Genomic DNA, 13,734 nt, shown 5'->3' on the forward strand with positions numbered 1-13,734 from the left:
GGATGTCAGGCATCACAGCGCCAGTTCCAGCACCATGCCGTCAAAGGCCGCCTGCACATGGTCGGGCGTTTCCGATTCGATGGTCGCGTGGTCGATATCGACATGCATGTTGGTCAGCACCGCCCGCCGGGGCGCCGCGCGGGCGATCCAGTCAAGCGTCATCTCGACATGGGCATGGGTCGGGTGCGGCTTGTAGCGCAGCGCATCGACGATCCAGCAATCAAGCCCCCGAAGCTGCGCCCAGGCGGGTTCGGGGATGCGCACCACGTCGGGCAGATAGGCCAGCCCGCCGATGCGGAAGCCCAGCGCGTCGATGCTGCCGTGATCGACCTCGAACGGGGTCAGCGTGAGCGCGCCGCCGGCGCCGTCGATCGTGACATCGCCATGGATCGTGTTGAGGTCCAGGATCGGCGGATAGGGCGAGCCTGCGGGCTGCACGAAGGCATAGCCGAAACGCGACAGAAGCGCGTCCTGCGTGGAGGGGTCAGCCCAGACCTGCAACCGTTTGCGGGTATTGAAGACGATCATCCGCAGATCGTCGATCCCGTGCACATGATCGGCATGGGCATGGGTATAGACGACCGCGTCCAGCTCACCCACGCCCGCGTCCAGAAGCTGCGAGCGCATGTCGGGCGACGTGTCGATCAGCACCCGCGTGGTGCCGCCCTTCCCCACCCGCTCGACCAGCAGCGAGCAGCGGCGGCGGCGGTTCTTGGGATTCGCGGGATCGCAGGCGCCCCATTCGCCGCCCAGCCGGGGCACGCCGCCCGACGAGCCGCAGCCAAGGATCGTCGCGCGCAGGATGTCGGTCATGACAGATGGGCCTTGGTAAAGAGCCGGTCGAAATTCTCGACCGTCTGGCGGGCGAAATCGGCGTAATCCATCCCCCAGACCGAGGCGATGGCCTGCGCGGTGAGCGCGGTATAGCCCGGCTCATTGCGCTTGCCGCGATGGGGCGGCGGCGCCAGATAGGGCGCGTCGGTCTCGACAAGGATCCGATCCACCGGCGCGCTGGCGAAGATCTCGCGCAGCGCCTCGGATTTCTTGAACGCGGCGATGCCCGAGGCAGACAGGTAAAAACCCAGATCCAGCGCGGCGGCGGCCAGTTCCGGCCCCGACGAAAAGCAATGCATGACGCAGGAATAGGCGCCCGCGCGGTGCTCCTCGGCCAGGATGCGCGCCATATCCTCGTCCGCGTCGCGGGCATGGATGATCAGCGGCAGCTCGGTCTGGCGCGCGGCCTCGATATGCACGCGCAGGCTTTCCTGCTGGATCGGCGCGCTTTCGGGCGTGTAATGGTAATCGAGCCCGGTTTCGCCGATGCCCACGAATTTCGGGTTCTCGGCCAGCTTCAGCAGGTGCTCGAGCGTCGCCAGCGGCTCCTTGTCGGCCGACATCGGATGCGTGCCGGCAGCGTAGAAGACCCCCGGATAGGTTTCGGCCAGCGCGCGCACGCGCGGCTCATTGGCGAGCCTGGTGCAGATTGTCACCATGCGCGTAACCCCCGCTTCGGCGGCGCGGGCGACGATATCGTCGCGCTCCCCGTCGAAATCGGCGAAGTCCAGATGGGTGTGGCTGTCGACAAGCGTCGGGGGCAGGGTCGCGGTCATGAGGCCTTTGGCAGTTCATCCAGGCGCTGTCTGCGCGGCGGATTCCAGTCGCAGGAACATATCGAGCACCAGCGCGCCGGGGTCAAGGTTGACCGCCCGTCCGCCCCGCGCCCGGGCGCCCAGCTCGCCCGCCAGCTCCGCCCAGTGGCGGGCGGCGCGGGGGTCGGGCGACAGGCGCTCGGCCAGCCGCGCCTCGCCGGGGGCGGCTTCGGTCAGCGGCTGCCGCGTGGCGCCCGCCCGCGCCAGCCGGGCCAGCGCAAGGTCGATCAGCCGGACGGTCAGGTCGAAGCGCGGCTCGGCTTCGCGCCCTCCCAGCGAATTGCACAATTTCAACACGTCGGGCCGGGAAAGGCGCGGTAGTCCGGACAGAATTTCCACAATCTCGGCATAGAGCGCCAGACCGCCGCCATTCGCGACGCGCAGGGCCTCGCCCACCGACCCGCCCGACAATTCGGCCAGAGCGGCGGCGGCGGCGCTGTCGCCCGGCTCGCCGGTCGCCTGTTCCAGTGCGCGCGCCATGTCGTCCGCGCCCAGCGGCACCAGCCGCAATTCGCGGCAGCGCGAGCGGATCGTCGGCAACAGCCGCGAAGGCTGGTGCGAGATCAGGATCAGCACCGCGCCGGCGGGCGGCTCTTCCAGAAGCTTCAACAGCGCGTTCGCGGCGTTGGGGTTCATCTCGTCGGCGCTGTCGACGATCACCACGCGCCGCCCGCCCTCGGTCGAGGACAGGCCGAAGAAGTCGCGCAGCTTGCGCACTTCGTCCACGGTGATCTGCGTTTTCAGCTTGCCCGACTTCTCGTCCGCGACCCGCCGGATCGGCAACAACCCGGGCTCGGAGCCCGCGGCGACGCGATGCGCGACCGGGTGGTCGGGATCCACTGCCAGCGTCTCGGGCGCGCCGAACAGGCCGCCGCCCGCCTCGGTCGCCAGAAGGAACTTCGCCATCCGCCAGGCGAGCGTCGCCTTGCCGACGCCGCGCGGCCCGGTCAGCAGCCAGCCATGGTGCAGCCGGTCCTGCGCGAAGGCGTCGAGAAACAGGCGCTCGGCCCGCTCCTGCCCGAACAGCCGCGCGGTTTCCCGCGGGTGGGGGGCACCGGCGATGCGGTCGGCTTCGGGCGCGTCGCTCATGCCAGCGCCCGGTCCACCGTCGCGCGGATCTCGGCCGCGACCGCGTCCATCGCGCGCGCGCCGTCGATCACCCGAAAGCGCGGCGCGAATTCGTCGGCCAGCGACAGGAAGCCCGCGCGCATCTTCTGCTGAAGCTCCAGCCCGAAATCCTCGAACCGCTCTTCGGTCCCGCGCCGCCCCTTGGCGCGCGACAGGCCGATTTCCGGATCCATGTCGATCAGGATCGTCAGATCCGGCTCGCGACCGATCATCAGCGCGTGCAACTGGTCGACGACCGGCCGAAGATCGCCGCGCGACAGGCCCTGATACATCCGCGTACTGTCGGCGAAACGGTCGCAGATCACCACCTTGCCTGCTTTCAGCGCGGGGTCGATCGTGCGTTCCAGATGGTCGCGACGCGCGGCGGTGAACAGCAGGATCTCGGTTTCCGCTGACCAGCGGTCGGGATCGCCTTCCAGCACCAGACGGCGGATTTCCTCGGCCCCCGGCGAGCCGCCGGGTTCGCGCGTCAGGACCACGTCGCGCCCGGCTTCGCGCAGCCCTTCGGCCAGAAGCCGGGCCTGCGTCGACTTGCCCGAACCGTCGATTCCCTCGAAGGTGATGAACAGACCGCGCCCCGGCACCGCCGCCGTCGTCCCGCTCACGGGGTGACCAGACCCAGCTGTCCGCCCAGGACCATCGCCGCCGTGCGCATGCGCGGCACGATCCCGCCCTCGGGCACCGAGGCCCCGGCCACCAGCGGCAGGGTGAAGGGTTCGGGCAGGCCCGGCACCTCGACGATCAGGCGGCCGATTTCGGCGCCCTGTTCGACCGGCGCCGCGAGCGGGCCTTCATATTCGACGCGCGCCTGCGGCTCGCCCTGGCTGATCGCGGGCATGAGCACCGACAGGTCCCGCGCCGCGACCATCGGCACGCTGTCCTGAGCGCCCAGCCAGACCTCGGCCAGGGCGACCTCCTGCCCCTGTTCCAGCACGTCGCGTTCGACGAATTGCCGGAAGGCCCAGGTGATGATGCGCTCGGATTCCTCCACGCGCTCGACCGTGGAGTTGAGCCCCGAGAAGACAAAGATCACCCGGCGGTCGCCCTGATGCGCGGAACCGACCAGCGAATAGCCCGCTTCCTCGGTATGGCCGGTCTTGAAGCCGTCCATCCCCACCCCCGCCGACAGAAGCGGCACGCGGTTGGGCTGGGTGATGTCGTTCCAGGTGAACTCGGCCTCGCCCAGATAGTGGTACAGATCGGGATGTTCGGTGATGATGTAATTGGCCAGAACGGCCAGATCGTGCAGGCTCATGCGGTGGCGCGGATCGGGCCAGCCCGAGGCATTGGCGACCGTGGTCTGCGTCATGCCGATCGATTCGGCCCAGTCCTGCGCCATCTGCGCGAACGCGTCTTCCGAGCCGCCCAGCCCTTCGGCGATGACCACCGCCGCGTCGTTGCCCGACACCACGGCCAGCCCCCGGATCAGGTCTTCGGTCGTCGGACGGTCGCGGGTTTCCAGAAACATCGACGAGCCGCCCATGTTGTGCGCGCGCTCGGACACGTTCCAGGTCGTGTCCATGGCCACCCGGCCCTCGGCGATGGCGTCATAGAGCATGGCCAGCGTCACCAGCTTCGACATCGAGGCGGGCGGCAGCGGAATATCGGCGTTCTGCTGCGCCAGCACCTGCCCCGAGCCGACATCGAGAATGTAGTAATTCGGCGCCCGGCCCCCATAGGGCGACTGGGCAAGACTGGCCGTGGCGCTGACCACGACAAGAGCGCAGGCAATGAGCAGGCGCTTCAAGGGCATGGAGGTCTCCTTCTGGCGGGTTCCGGCGGGCAGGACGCACGGGAACCGCAGGCGGCCCCGTTCGCGCGCTACATTAGCGCCATTTGATGACGGGTTTCAAATCCGCTCAGCGCACAACTGCGTAAGCATCGGCAAAGCCCATCTCGCGCACCCGCGACAGGAACGCGGCCCGTTCGGAGGTGGTCGCGGCGGGACCGACGACGACGCGCCAGAACTGGTTGTCCCCGGCAGCGCCCCGGCGGATCTCGGAATTGAGCCCGGCGGCCTGCATCGAAGCGCGCGCGTTGATCGCGTTCTGCTCGACGCTGAAGATGCCGATCTGCACATAGGGCCGGTCGATGCGCGGCGCGGGCTGCGTCACCTGCTCGGGCAGGGGCGCGGTTCCGGTGGCATGAAGCGGAGCGGTCGCGGCGGCGGCCTGCGCGTCGCCCAGTTCCGGCAATGCGGTCGTTTCGGGTTCGGGGTCGCTGCGGCGGAACCGGTCCAGGAAGGATCGGCGCCGCGGTTCGGGCTCTGCGGCGGGCGCGGGCACCGGGGTCGGTGCTGCGGCGGGTGCTGCGGCGGGTGCGTCAAGCGCGGACTGCGCGATCGGCGCTTCCGCCGGCGCGCCGGACTCGTCGCGGCCGAAAAGACGGCTGAGGAACCCGCGCCGCTCGGGCTCGGGCGCTTCAACGCTGGTGATCTGCACCTGCCCCTGCGGCGCGCCCACAGGCATGGCGGGCCCGGTTTCCGCATCCGCCGTGGCGACCGGCGCGATGGCCAGCGTTTCGGTGGCGGCGGTCACGGGTTCGTCCTGCGGCGCCGGGTCGATCTCCATCTCGACACGCTGCAGGCGCAGGGCCGTCACCTCGATCTCAGTGGGCGCGCCGGCCAGAATGCCCAGCGCCCCCGCCGCCTCGGACGAGACCTGAAAGCGCGGCCCGGGATTGTCGCGTTCGCGCCGGAACAGCGCCCCGATCACCGACTCGCCGGTCCGGGTGTTGCGGATCACCACGCGTTCGGGGTCCTGCGCGGCCGGATGCGCGACCCAGACACCGCCCAGCGAGGGGCGACCGTCCCACAGCCCGCTTTCCTGCATCCGGAAGACTTCCGGCGCCTCGACATCGCGTTCGATCACGCGCTCGCCCGGCCCCTGCGTGGATTGCGGCGCGCTCATCAGGGTGGGCGTGCCCTCGGCCCCCTGCGAGGTCTGGCAGCCGCCCAGCGCCAGCATCGCCGCAATCGGCAGCGCTGTCAGGGCGGATCCTGCACTCCGTCGCGGAAAAGCGATGGAAACCTTGTTCATCAAACTGCCCTCGTGCCCCGGCATGTCGCGCGCCCATCGGCGCCGCTGTCGGCCAGATGCACGCCCGCACACGTCATTTGCCCGTCCGTTTCGCAAGTCAGGCGGGCTTGTTTTTTCGCAAGAATAGCGACAACCCGCCGTCAAGGAAAGCATTTTGCCGCGCGCGCGAACAGGCGCGGCATCAACATGCCGACACCGCCCGCGCAGGCCCCTTCAGGACGGATCGCGCCAGCGGTTCACCATCGGATAGCGGCGGTCCAGGTAAAAGCTGCGCGTGGTCAGTCGCGCGCCGGGCGCCGACTGGTAGCGTTTCCACTCGCTGATATAGAGCAACCGCTCGATCTTGCGCACCGTGTCGCGGTCATGGCCCTCGGCCACCAGCGTCTCGATCGAGGCCTCGCGATCCACCAGCCCTTCGAGGATCGAATCCAACACCGGATAGGGCGGGAGGCTGTCTTCATCCTTCTGGTCCTCGCGCAGTTCGGCCGAGGGCGGCTTGTCGATGACGCGCGGCGGGATCACCTCGCCCGCGGGCGCCAGCATCCAGTCGCGGTGATTGAGATTGCGCCAGCGACAGGTCTCGAAGACGCGGGTCTTGTAGAGATCCTTGATGGGGTTGTAGCCGCCGTTCATGTCGCCGTAGATCGTGGCATAGCCCACCGCGACCTCGGATTTGTTGCCGGTGGTCAGCAGCATGGCGCCTGTCTTGTTGGAAATCGCCATCAACAGCACGCCGCGCAGGCGCGACTGGATGTTTTCCTCGGTCACGTCGGGCGCGTAGCCCTCGAAAACCGGCGCCAGCGCCTCGGTCACCGCCGCGCGCGGTCCGCCAATAGACACCGTGTCCAGCCTGGTGCCCAGCCGCCGCGCGACATCCGCCGCGTCCTCCAGAGAATGGGCCGAGGTATATTCCGAAGGCAACATCACGCAATGCACGTTCTCGGGGCCCAGCGCATCCGAGGCGATGGTCGCCACCAGCGCCGAATCGATCCCGCCCGACAGGCCCAGCAAGACCTTGGAAAAACCCGATTTGAGCAGGTAATCGCGCGTGCCCGTCACCATCGCGTGGTAATCGCGCTCCCAGTCATCGGGCAGCGGCGTCTTCTCGCCCGGCTCGGCGCGCCAGCCGTCCTCGGTCTCGGTGAAATCGACATGCACGATCCGGTCGACGAAGCCCGGCACCAGATGCGTCAGATGCCCGCCGGGATTGAGCACGAAGGACGTGCCGTCGAAGACCTGATCGTCCTGCCCGCCCACCATGTTCAGATAGACCAGCGGCAGCCCTGTCTCGACCACGCGCTGGACCATCAGCCCCATGCGCGTGTCGTGGCGCGCGCGCGAATAGGGCGAGCCGTTGGGCACCAGCAGGATCTCGGCGCCGCTTTCGGCCTGCGCCTCGGCCACGTCCTCGTGCCAGGCGTCCTCGCAGATGGGCGTGCCGATGCGCAAGGGGCCGACGCGGTAGGGGCCGGAAATATCGGCGGGGGTGAACAGCCGCTTCTCGTCGAAGACCAGGTCGTTGGGCAGGTGATGCTTCTTCACCACCGCCGCGATGCGCCCGCCCTCCAGCACGAAATACACGTTGTAAAGCTTGCCGCCCTCGATCAGCGGCCCGCCGATGCCGATCGCCGGCCCCTCGGCGCAATCGGCAGCGAGCCGCGCGATCTCGGCTTCGGCGGCGCGCGCGAAGGCCGGTTTCATCACCAGATCCTGCGTCTGGTAGCCGGTGATGAACATCTCGGGGAAGGCCACCATGTCGGCGCCCGCATCGCGTGCCTGCGCCCAGGCCTCGCGCGCCTGCGCGGCATTGTCGGCCAGCGCGCCCACGACCGGGTTCAGCTGGGCAAGGGTCAGGCGGAAGCTCTGGGTCATGACAAATCCGTCTTTCTGCACGCGCGATACATAGCAGGCCCAGCCGCAAGGGAAAGGGCGCGCCGCCTCGTGCGTCCCGCTCTTTCATTCTGCCCCAAATACTCATCCGCCCGCGCCACGGGCGCGGCGCTTCAGGTCCGGATCACGTAATCCTTCAGCATCGTCTCGGTCACTTCCCAGATGCCTGACAGGCCCGGCCGGATCACCACGCTGTCGCCCGCGCGCATCTCGATCACCGTGCCGTCGTCGCAGGTCAGGACCGAGCGGCCGGAATGAACGCGGATATATTCCCATTCCTCGTAGGCAAAGCGCCAGGCGCCCGGCGTCGATTGCCACATGCCGCAATACAGCCCGTCGCGATCCTCGAAATCCCAGCTCGTATGGACCGGATCGCCCGACACCACCTTGTCGGGATCGGGGCGGCTGACGACGGGTTCGACATCGTCGGTGCTCAGGTAGAAGGCAAGATCTTGGGCGGACATGACAGGTCTCCGAAGGCGCCGGGACCGTCCGGGCGCCGCTTCTGCGCGCCGAGAATGCCGTCACGTCGCAGCCCGCGCAAGACGCCGCGTCGCGGCTGGCGCCCGCCTGCGGGCGCGCCTAACGTGGCGGCAATTACGGAGGAAAATCATGCGCTCACTCGACGATCTGGACCTGACCTTCACCACGCTCACGGTGGATGACGACGGCATCGCCACGCTGACCCTGAACCGCCCCGAGAAGCGCAACGCGCTCAACGCGGCGACGGTGGACGAGTTGATCGACATCTTCAGCGTCGTGCCGCGCGCGGGCGTGCGTGCGGTGGTCCTGAAAGCCGCGGGGACGCATTTCTGCGCCGGCCTCGATCTGGTCGAGCATCACACCGAGGACCGCCGCCCCGAGGATTTCATGCATGTCTGCCTGCGGTGGCACGAAGCCTTCAACAAGATGGAATATGGCGGCGTGCCGGTGATCGCCGCGCTCAAGGGCGCGGTGGTCGGCGGCGGGCTGGAACTGGCCTCGTCGGCGCATATCCGGGTGGCCGATGCCAGCACCTATTTCGCCCTGCCCGAGGGCCAACGCGGCCTGTTCACCGGCGGCGGCGCGACGATCCGGGTGGCCGATCTGGTCGGCAAGGCGCGGATGATCGACATGATGCTGACGGGCCGCGTCTATCAGGGCGAGGAAGCGATCCGTTTGGGCCTTGCGCAATATCTCGTCGAGGACAGCGAGGCCAAGGCCTATGAACTCGCGCGCGCCGCGGCCTCGAACCCGCCGCTGTCGAATTTCGCCATCTGCTCGGCCATCAGCCATATGCAGAACATGTCGGGCCTCGATGCCGCCTATGCCGAGGCCGTCGTGGCGGGGATCGTCAACACCCAGCCCGCCAGCCGTGGCCGTCTGGCCGCTTTCGCCGACAAATCGGCCGCGCGGGTGCGCCCCAACGAGTGACGCGCCGCTAGGCCCGTCCCTGCGCAGGCGGGCAAAGCGCGCGGGTGGGCGGGTGGGAGCGCGCTTTGCCCGCCTGCCCCCGCCACCGATGCGCGCCCCCGCTTCGGGGCTTTGGCCTCTCCCCGGCGCGTGGTAAGACGCGGACATGAGCGACGCGCCCTTTCACAGCCTGCAAACCGAGCGATTGCGCCCGCGCGTGCAACGTCCCGCGCGCCGCGCGATGTGGGGGACGCTGGGCCTCGTGGCGCTGCTCCTGGCGCTGGGGCTGGGCAGTTTCGCCTATCAGCGCCTGCATCGCGCCGCGCTCGAAGAGCTCACCGATCAGGGCCGCAGCACGCTGCGCCTTGCCGTGGCTGCGCTCAATGGCGAGCTGCGCCGCTACGACCGGCTGCCGGGTCTTCTGGCCCAGCAAGAGGTGATCCGCGAGCTTCTGGGCCGTCCGCGCGAGGCCGAGCGGGTTCACGCCGCGAACACCTATCTCGCCACCACCGCGCGGATGATGGAAACCTCGGACATCTATGTCATGGACCTGAGCGGCACGACGCTCGCCGCCTCGAACCATGCCCAGCCGCTCAGCTTCGTGGGCGGCAATTTCGCTTTCCGGCCCTATTTCCTCGATGCGCTGGCGAACGGTCAGGGCCGCTTCTACGGGCTTGGCACCACGTCCCAGGTGCGCGGCTATTATTTCGGGGCGCCGGTCCTCATGGATGACGAACCGGCGGGCGTGCTGGCGATCAAGATCGACCTGCACCCGATCGAGGAAAGCTGGCGCGGCTCGGGCACCGAGGTGATCGTCACCGATCCCGAAGGCATCGTCTTCATGTCGACGACGCCCGACTGGACCTTCGGCGCGACCCTGCCGCTGACCGCCGAACGCCTCGCGCGGACGCGCGCGACAAGGCGTTATGCCGACCGCCCGCTGGCGGAACTGCCGATCCGGGCCGCGACCGGCCCCGACGGCCAGCCGCTCTGGCGCATCAGCCGCGCGGGCGGCGCGACCGAGTACCGCGTGATCCGTGAAGACATGCCCGATGCGGGCTGGAGCGTGCAGGTCCTGGTCGATACCTCGCCCGCGCGCCAGCAGGCGCTGACGCGTCTGGCGCTGGGCGCGCTTCTGGCGGGGTTCGCGATGCTGGCGCTGGTGATCGTCTGGCAGCGCCGCGCCGCCCTGCGCGAACGCATGGCCCTGCAGGACGCGGCGCAGGCGCAACTGGAACGCCGGGTGGTCGAGCGCACCGCCGAACTGGCCGCCGTCAACAGCCAGCTGGCCGAGGAAGTGGCCGAGCGGACCGCGACCGAGGAGCGGCTGCGCGCCACGCAGGCCGATCTGGTGCAGGCGGGCAAGCTGGCCGCGCTGGGCCAGATGTCGGCGGCGCTGAGCCATGAATTCAACCAGCCCCTGGGCGCCGCGCAGAACTATGCCGAGAACGCGCAGGCCTATATCGCGCGCGGGCGCATCGACGAGGCCGCGTCGAATATCGACCGGATCCTCGGGCTTGTCGGCCGAATGAGCGAATTGTCCAAGCATCTGCGCAATTTCGCCCGCAAGCCCAATGCGCAGCTTTCTGACGTGCCGCTGGCCGAGGCACTGGACGCGGTGCGTGAGATCCTTGGCTGGCGGCTGCGCGGCCAGGGGATCGACCTGCGGATGGACATCCCGCCCCTCGTCGTGCGCGCGGGGCCGGTGCGATTGCAGCAGGTGCTGGTCAATATCCTGTCGAATGCCATCGACGCGCTCGAAGGCCGCGAGGCGCGCGCGATTTCCCTGAGCGCGCGGGCGGCGGGCGACCAGGCCGTGCTGACCATCGCCGATAACGGCCCGGGCATCGCGCCCCAGCTGGTCGAGCGGATCTTCGATCCGTTCTTCTCGACCAAGGGCGTGGGCAAGGGGCTGGGGCTGGGGCTGTCGATCAGCTACAACATCGTGCACGATTTTGGCGGCACGCTGTCGGTCCACAACGCGCCGGGGGGCGGCGCGGTCTTTACCCTGACCCTGCCGCTGGCCGCCGTTTCGGTGCCCGCCTAGAAGATGATACGATGAGTAAGGGACGCATCCTTCTGGTCGACGACGACCCCGACCTGCGGCTTTCGACCGCGCAGGCGCTGGATCTTGCGGGCTTCGACGTCACCGATACCGACCAGCCCGAGGACGTGCCCGCGCTGATTTCCTTCGGTTTCAACGGCATCGTCGTGACCGATATCCGGATGCCCCGACTCGACGGGATCAGCCTGATGAACCAGATCCACACGCTCGACCGCGAGGTTCCCGTGATCCTGATCACCGGGCATTCCGACGTCCAGCTGGCGGTGCGGGCGATGCGCGAGGGCGCGCATGATTTCATCGAGAAGCCGTTTTCGGGCACGCAACTGGCCGAGACCTGCGCGCGGGCGCTCGATTACCGGCGGCTGGTTCTGGAAAACCGCGTGCTGCGCGCCGCGGCCGGGCAGAAGGACGACCTGGAACAGCGGCTGGTCGGGCGCTCGACCGTGATGATCGACCTGCGCCGCCGCTTGCGCACCATCGGTCCGGCGGAAACCGACGTGCTGATCACCGGCGATACCGGCACCGGCAAGGAAGTGGTCGCGCGCGCTCTGCACGACCTGTCGCAGCGCGCGGCGCGGCCCTTCATCGCCATCGACTGCGCCGCCCTGCCCGAGGCGCAGATCGAATCCGAATTGTTCGGCCACGAGCCCGGCGCCTTTCCCGGCGCGATGCGCACCCGCTATGGCCGGTTCGAGCATGCGCGGGGCGGGACGGTGCTGTTGGACGATATCGGCTCGATGCCGCTTTCGGTGCAGGGACGGCTGCTGCGGGTCATTCAGGAGCGCACGATCCAGCCTCTGGGCTCGAACGAGACGCGGCCCGTCGATATCCGTTTCATCGCCACATCCCGCACGCCGCTCGACGAAGAGGTCGCCGAGGGCCGGTTCCGCGCCGATCTGTTCTATCGGCTGGCCGTGGTCAGCCTGACGGTGCCGCCGCTCGCCGCGCGGCGCGAGGATATCCCGCTGCTCTTCGCCCGCCTTCTGGCCGAGGCCGCCGGGCGCCACCGGATCGAGCCGGTCACGCCACCGCCCGCGACGGTCGAGGCCATCGTCGCGCGCGACTGGCCCGGCAATGTGCGCGAATTGCGCAACGCCGCCGAACGCATCGCGCTGGGACTGGGCATCGAGGCCCCCGGCGAACCGGGCGAGACACCCCAGGGATCGCCGCAAGCGGGCAAGCTGTCGGACCGGGTCGCGGCTTTCGAGAAAGCCGAGATCGAGCGCGCGCTCATCGCATCGGGCGGGGCGCTGAAGCCGGTCTACGAATCCCTCGGCCTGTCGCGCAAGACGCTCTACGAGAAGATGCAGAAACTCGGCATCGACAAGGCGCAGTATACCGAGACCTGAGCCTCCTTTGGGCGCGTTTCCACCCACGACGCCCCCGGATGGGTGGATTTCCACCCAACCACGCACAGGGCAGCCGCGTTTTTTCGCGCCGGCCGGGCCCGCATCCTTGAATCACAACCCCGCGAGCGGCCTGATGCCCTCCGCATCCCACGCCGCGCGAGGACACGGTCGGGAATTGCCAAAACACGCACTTGTCCATGGGAGGACCCCTATGCGTCTGTTCAATCTCGCTGCGCTGGCTTCCGCCGCGCTGATCGCCGCCGCACCTGCCGTCGCGCAGGATCGTGACGGCTGGCCCGCCTCGATGACCATCGGCACCGCCAGCCAGGGTGGCACCTATTTCGTCTATGGCAACGGTCTGGCCAGCTTCATCGGCGAAGAACTCGGCATCAACGCCTCGGGCGAAGTCACCGGCGGCCCGGTGCAGAACGCCACGCTGGTGCAGATGGGCGACCATGCGGTCGGCCTTGTGACCATGGGCCCGGCCTATGAAGCCTGGACCGGCGTGTCGGAACTGGCCCCGGGGCTCGAGCATTCGGACCTGCGCGCGCTGTTCCCGATGTACATGACCCCGTTCCAGGTCATCGCGCTGGCCGATTCGGGCATCACCTCGGTGTCGGATCTCGAAGGCCGCCGCGTCTCGTTCGGTCCTGCGGGCGGGACCTCGGGCACCTACTGGCCGCGCTTCTTCGAAACGCTGGGCATCTCGGCCACGGTGTCGAATGCCGGCGCCTCGGACGCCGTGGGCCAGCTGAAAGACGGCCTGATCGACGCTTTCGCCTTCGCCGCGGGCGTGCCGATCTCGGCCTTCTCGCAACTGTCGGCCGAAGCCGACGTCGTGATGTTCGGCTTCACCCAGGATGAACTGGCGACGATCCTCGAAGCGCACCCGGCGGTGTCCGAGCTGACCATCCCGGCGGGCACCTATACCGGCCATGATTACGATCAGCTGACCGGCGCGATGTGGAACTTCGCCATCGCCAATGCCTCGATGCCCGAAAGCCTTGCCTATGAAATCACCAAGCTGGTGATGGAAAACAACGACCGGATGATGGAAATCCACCGCGCCGCCTCCGAGACCATCCTGGAGAACGTGGGCAACAACACCTTCCTGCCGTTCCATCCCGGTGCCGTGCGCTACTACGAAGAACAGGGGATCGAGATCCCCGAGAACCTGCGCGGCTGACCAACCGGCACTGCGATAACGGGCCGGGGCGCGCAGT

General features: G+C 68.5%; 12 protein-coding genes. 4 read left to right on the forward strand and 8 right to left on the reverse strand.

Annotated features, from left to right (window positions below; genetic code table 11):
• Positions 1 to 12: 12 nt before the first annotated feature.
• The 8 genes from C4N9_RS12780 to C4N9_RS12815 all read right to left on the reverse strand — a co-directional run bounded on the left by C4N9_RS12780 (position 13) and on the right by C4N9_RS12815 (position 8,169).
• Entirely contained in the window at positions 13 to 813 is an 801-nt protein-coding gene (locus tag C4N9_RS12780; RefSeq protein ID WP_109533724.1) for an MBL fold metallo-hydrolase, read from the reverse strand.
• Entirely contained in the window at positions 810 to 1,610 is an 801-nt protein-coding gene (locus C4N9_RS12785) for a TatD family hydrolase (protein WP_109533725.1), read from the reverse strand. Before C4N9_RS12785 ends, C4N9_RS12780 begins: the two co-directional genes overlap by 4 nt.
• Positions 1,611 to 1,625: 15 nt before the next feature.
• On the reverse strand, positions 1,626 to 2,738 hold the full coding sequence (locus C4N9_RS12790; protein WP_109533726.1) for a DNA polymerase III subunit delta': 1,113 nt from the start codon (positions 2,736 to 2,738) through the stop codon (positions 1,626 to 1,628).
• Complete coding sequence (gene tmk, locus C4N9_RS12795; RefSeq protein WP_109533865.1) at positions 2,735 to 3,361, reverse strand: dTMP kinase; 627 nt, start codon at positions 3,359 to 3,361, stop codon at positions 2,735 to 2,737. Before tmk ends, C4N9_RS12790 begins: the two co-directional genes overlap by 4 nt.
• A gap of 17 nt (positions 3,362 to 3,378) precedes the next feature.
• Positions 3,379 to 4,530 carry a D-alanyl-D-alanine carboxypeptidase family protein gene (locus C4N9_RS12800; protein WP_109533727.1) on the reverse strand — a complete coding sequence of 384 codons (1,152 nt, stop codon included), beginning with the start codon at positions 4,528 to 4,530 and terminating at the stop codon, positions 3,379 to 3,381.
• 106 nt (positions 4,531 to 4,636) lie between these two features.
• On the reverse strand, positions 4,637 to 5,815 hold the full coding sequence (locus C4N9_RS12805) for an SPOR domain-containing protein (protein ID WP_109533728.1): 1,179 nt from the start codon (positions 5,813 to 5,815) through the stop codon (positions 4,637 to 4,639).
• Between the two features lie 213 nt (positions 5,816 to 6,028).
• On the reverse strand, positions 6,029 to 7,687 hold the full coding sequence (locus C4N9_RS12810; RefSeq protein WP_109533729.1) for an NAD+ synthase: 1,659 nt from the start codon (positions 7,685 to 7,687) through the stop codon (positions 6,029 to 6,031).
• A gap of 131 nt (positions 7,688 to 7,818) precedes the next feature.
• Complete coding sequence (locus C4N9_RS12815; protein WP_109533730.1) at positions 7,819 to 8,169, reverse strand: cupin domain-containing protein; 351 nt, start codon at positions 8,167 to 8,169, stop codon at positions 7,819 to 7,821.
• 148 nt (positions 8,170 to 8,317) lie between these two features.
• On the opposite strand from C4N9_RS12815, the gene C4N9_RS12820 reads away from it, so the two are divergent.
• From C4N9_RS12820 to C4N9_RS12835, 4 genes are all read left to right on the forward strand, one after another.
• A complete protein-coding gene (locus C4N9_RS12820) occupies positions 8,318 to 9,118 on the forward strand; it encodes a crotonase/enoyl-CoA hydratase family protein (protein ID WP_109533731.1) in 801 nt (266 codons plus the stop codon).
• A gap of 145 nt (positions 9,119 to 9,263) precedes the next feature.
• Positions 9,264 to 11,144 (forward strand): sensor histidine kinase, encoded by a 1,881-nt coding sequence (locus C4N9_RS12825; protein ID WP_210404032.1) that lies wholly within the window; start codon positions 9,264 to 9,266, stop codon positions 11,142 to 11,144.
• An 11-nt stretch (positions 11,145 to 11,155) separates the two neighbouring features.
• Positions 11,156 to 12,511, forward strand: coding sequence for a sigma-54-dependent transcriptional regulator (locus tag C4N9_RS12830; RefSeq protein WP_109533732.1), 1,356 nt, complete (start codon positions 11,156 to 11,158; stop codon positions 12,509 to 12,511).
• Between the two features lie 211 nt (positions 12,512 to 12,722).
• On the forward strand, positions 12,723 to 13,697 hold the full coding sequence (locus tag C4N9_RS12835) for a TAXI family TRAP transporter solute-binding subunit (protein ID WP_109533733.1): 975 nt from the start codon (positions 12,723 to 12,725) through the stop codon (positions 13,695 to 13,697).
• Positions 13,698 to 13,734 lie beyond the last annotated feature (37 nt).

The sequence above is a fragment of the Pararhodobacter marinus genome (genome assembly GCF_003122215.1).
In the GTDB taxonomy this organism is placed as follows: Bacteria; Pseudomonadota; Alphaproteobacteria; order Rhodobacterales; family Rhodobacteraceae; genus Pararhodobacter; species Pararhodobacter marinus.